Annotated in this window: 4 protein-coding genes; 1 reads left to right on the top strand and 3 read right to left on the bottom strand. The window is 40.7% G+C overall.

Annotated elements, in window-relative coordinates; genetic code table 11:
• Positions 1-196: 196 nt before the first annotated feature.
• Both E5A76_RS02885 and E5A76_RS02880 read right to left on the bottom strand, forming a co-directional pair.
• On the bottom strand, positions 197-1,423 hold the full coding sequence (locus E5A76_RS02885) for an NRAMP family divalent metal transporter (RefSeq protein ID WP_161118049.1): 1,227 nt from the start codon (positions 1,421-1,423) through the stop codon (positions 197-199).
• Between the two features lie 329 nt (positions 1,424-1,752).
• Positions 1,753-2,364, bottom strand: coding sequence for a LysE family translocator (locus tag E5A76_RS02880; RefSeq protein WP_161118048.1), 612 nt, complete (start codon positions 2,362-2,364; stop codon positions 1,753-1,755).
• 98 nt (positions 2,365-2,462) lie between these two features.
• Here E5A76_RS02880 and E5A76_RS02875 point away from each other — a divergent pair, with 98 nt between their 5' ends.
• Entirely contained in the window at positions 2,463-3,347 is an 885-nt protein-coding gene (locus E5A76_RS02875; RefSeq protein ID WP_161118047.1) for a LysR family transcriptional regulator, read from the top strand.
• 65 nt (positions 3,348-3,412) lie between these two features.
• Here E5A76_RS02875 and E5A76_RS02870 read toward each other — a convergent pair.
• Positions 3,413-4,207, bottom strand: a 795-nt coding sequence (locus E5A76_RS02870) for a M48 family metallopeptidase (RefSeq protein WP_161118046.1), incomplete at its 5' end; no start/stop codon positions are given.

Below are 4,207 nucleotides of genomic sequence, written 5' to 3'. Positions count from 1 at the left end.
AATGAAGGGATGATAAATTTTTTTAACATGATAGAGATGAAAAATGAATGATATATTGATGATTCTAAATTAATTTAGATTATCCATCTGAGTTTAAAGTTGAAAATTAGATGTCTATTACAAATCATGAGTCATTAAAAGCATAAAGGTCTAGCACGATCACTAGACCTTTATTTTGTTGAAGTCTGTACTTGGGTTATCCCATAAACTTCGTCATAAAGTTGCTAATGTTTGAAAGGCTAGCCGCTGCCATTACTACCACAATTAAAACACCTGTAACGGTTAGGTACATTGGGTGCTTGTAATCACCGACGATGTCTTTGCGGCGCGTCGCGGCAAGTACCATAGCGAGTACTACTGGCAGAATAATACTGTTGATAAGACCAGCTAACATGAGTAGCAGAATAGGCATGTTCATGGTTACGGTGCCAAGACTGGTGATGATGATAAAGCCCACACACCATGCTTTTTCATTGCGTGCAACCACAGGGAATAGGGTCTTAATTAGTGAGATTGCCATGTAAGAGTTGCCAACCACCGAAGTAATTGAAGCAACAAATAACACTAAACCAAAGATAAAGTAGCCCACTTCGCCAGCACCTTGACGGAAAGCATCAGCGGCAGGGTTTGAAGTATCTAATACCGCGCCTGTTGCAATCACACCAAATACCGCTAAGAACAGCAGAATACGGATCACAACTGCAATTGAAATGCCTGCCCATGCGGCTTTTTTAATCGATGTTACGTTGTCTTTGCCTTGTAAGCCTACATCCACTAAACGCTGCGCACCAGTGTAGTAACCACCTACAGCACCACCAACGATAGTTAATGTTGGTAGTAATAGGTTGCTCATATCGGTTGGAATAACAGCTGCCTTTAGTGTTTCACCCATTGGCGGTAGGCTGGTCATGGCGACATAAGCAATCAGCACAATCATAAACAAGCCAAGGTAGCGCGCCATTTGATCCATGCGTTTTGAAGCGTTATGAACAATAAACAGTAAGCAACCTACAACGCCTGTAAACAGTGCGCCCCATGTAGTATCAACGCCGGTTAAAACATTAATGCCTAACGCTGCTCCACTGACGTTACCGAAGTTAAATGCCACAGCACCCAGTGCCAGCAGAATACCCACAACATAGCCCATGCCCGGTGCTACACGGTTAGCAATGTCTTGGATACGCAGACCAGATACACCGACAATACGCCATAAATTCATCACAATACCAAAGGTGATAAACATCGAAGCGAAGACAGGAAATGCCATGTCGATTTTGTAGATATTAGTAAAAACAGCGGTTTGAGTCAGAAAGCCTGGACCAACAGAGGTGGTGGCCATTAAGAATGCTACGCTCAAAATCGCTTTGTTTTGCCAAGAAGTGTTTTGAGTGGCAGCAGGTGCTGCAGAAGTCATCGTTGTCATGTTGGTCTCTAAAATGTTGTCTCTCTATTTATAGAAAAAAAGAAAGACAACTGACCAAGATCAGCTGACTAAAAGAAAAGAATATAAAACGTAAAAACAGACAGTTACGAGATGTAATCGTTTGCTTGGCGGCGGATTTTAGAGATATTGAATAAGGCTGTCAACGAAAAAATAGAATAAAAAATGTTTTTGTCTTTTTGGGTAATATTTATCTTTGAAAGGAATTTTTAGTGATGAGTTTATGCTGTGTGGTTTGGTTTTATTAGGGAGTTAGAGGGTAGAAAAGAGAAAGTCGCTGAATGAGAGTCAGCGACTTTGCGTAGAAAACGTTATGATTTTAGTGCTAATACAGTGCCAAAGGTGACAAGTCCTGCACCACATAATTGGTTTAGTAGTTTTTTCATATTCAATAAACGCGTTTGCAGTGCTTTTGAAGTAAATAGGATCGCAACAAGGCTGAACCATAAAAAGTGCATCGCAATCATATAAGCGCCATATAGCAAGGCAACGTGGTTATCGCTTGCATCTGTCGATACCACTTGGCTGAACACACTTAAGAAAAACAGCATGGTTTTAGGGTTTAAGGCGTTACAGAGAAAGCCTTGTGCCAGAAAGTGTTTACTACTTTTACTTGGTGCAGTCTCGCCTTGTAGATCGGTTTTATTGTCAGAAAAAAAGATCCCTTTAATGCCTAGATAAATTAAGTAGGCAGCACCTGCATAGCGAATAGCATTAAACAGCATTTCATTTTGTGAGATAAGGTAACTGATCCCCAATAATGAATAAGTAATGTGTATGGTGATCGCAAGGCTAATACCAATTGCTGTCCAGATCCCTGCAGAACGCCCATGATTTAGGCTGTTTTTTAACACTAATACGAAGTCAGCACCCGGGCTGATTACAATCAATAACCCTAAAATCGCTAAGCTGATCAGTTCCATTTATCCCCCAAACAAGTCTGTAATGGCGTTATTGTATGTGTTCGATGCCTATGTTTTAATCGAAAAGAAGTTGAGTAACATGTGAGAAAAATTCACAGATGAGGCATCTTAAAGCATTTCATGTATTCGATGTGTCAGCGTCATGTTCAAGTTTTAGTGAAGCGGCACAGCAATTGAATATTACGCATGGCGCAGTGAGTAAACAGATCAAAACCTTAGAAACCTATTTAGGGGTTGAGCTCTTTTATAAGAAAGGGCGCAATGTCTATTTAACGACACAAGGTGAAAAGTTAAAGGTTGCGACTCGGCAGGCGTTTAGCGTATTGGAAGCGAGCGTTCACGAATTGCGTCAATTTCAAACTCAAGCGTTGGAAGTCTCTTGTGAGCCAACATTGACCATGCGTTGGTTAATGCCTCGGCTAGCGGATTTCTATGAAAAATCAGGGATTGATGTACGATTGTCTACTGCTGGTGGTGCAATTGAGTTAGGGATGAGTGGATTATCACTGGCTATTCGTCGTGATGATTTTAAGTGTCACCGTGATTACCATAAAACGCCTTTAGTGGCAGAGTGGGTTGGCCCTGTGTTTTCTCCTGAATATTGGGATAAGGTCAAACATGATCACCAAGACATTACCTTCATTCATAGCGCAACCAGACCGACAGCATGGCAAAGTTGGCAAGACAAAATCCATCATTGCCTTGATATAAAAGGGAAGCATCAACAAACATTTGGTCACTTTTATTTTTGTATTCAAGCGGCGATTGATGGTTTAGGCGCGGCGATGGGATCTTATCCCTTTGTGATGGATGATATAAAGCGCGGTGTACTTGTTGCTCCATTTGGTTTTGTCCCATCTGGCTGTGATTATATGTTGATGAGTACCAAAGCGGAGTTAGAAGGTGCTGAAGCTTTATTTTCAACATGGCTGACGGAGCATTTATCGCAGGCAATACCAACTAGCGATGAGCAAGAAAAGTAACCCTATTTAAAAAAGAAAAGCCGCTTAAAGATAGCGGCTTTGTCGTTATAGATTAGCTATTGTCATCAGGCTTCATGGGCAATTAAGTTTGGTTCTTGGTTATTTACTTGATAATTATTAATTGCGATAACACGTTTAGTCATGCGAGGGTGGCTTGAGGTAATTTCTTGGAGAAAACCAAAGACCGCAGGCACACTTAGTTCTTGTTGTACAAAGCTATCGTTATTAGTAGCAGCTAAAAGTTCTTTACTGCCTGAAGCCAGTGCAATCAGCGCGTTAAGGCTCGCTTGTTTATCGTTAACGATTTCAGCTGCAATGCGGTCACAGGTTAGTTCACAAGCGCGGCTATATGCCGAGCCAAGGAAAGGAACAAACATCGCAGGTTTCATGAGTAGGTTGATCCAGAAATTAACGTGACCTGCGGCGTGGTGTGCGAGTTCATGGGCGATCACAAAACGAAGTTGGTCTTGTTTTTTCTCTTCCCATAATAAATCAACTAAATCACTAAATAGTAGCGTATATTTACGTGATAAAAACTTCACCGCTAAAGCATTAGTTAAACCTTGTGCGTTCACAATAAACATTTCAGGTTTGTCTTTAATATTTAATTCTGTGGCAATGTCGTCCGCCATGGTATTTAAATCCATATATTGATTTTTATTTACGTGAACCGCATTACCAAAAATGCTGGCTTGGAAAAATTTACTGGATAGCCATAAAAAGAATGCGATTGGAATAAGGAAAACGAGAATACTAAATAAAGTACCGAGTAATAATGCCGCCCAAATTAAGCCACCAATAATAATGCATAACATTCTATAAAGGTTTTCTTTAGGGTGACGCAATGCTGAAACGTTCAT

The organism is Photobacterium lucens (genome assembly GCF_009873615.1).
Taxonomy (GTDB): Bacteria; Pseudomonadota; Gammaproteobacteria; order Enterobacterales; family Vibrionaceae; genus Photobacterium; species Photobacterium lucens.
The sequence above is the reverse complement of the archived record's forward strand: the minus strand, read 5'-3'. Positions and strand labels throughout refer to the sequence as shown.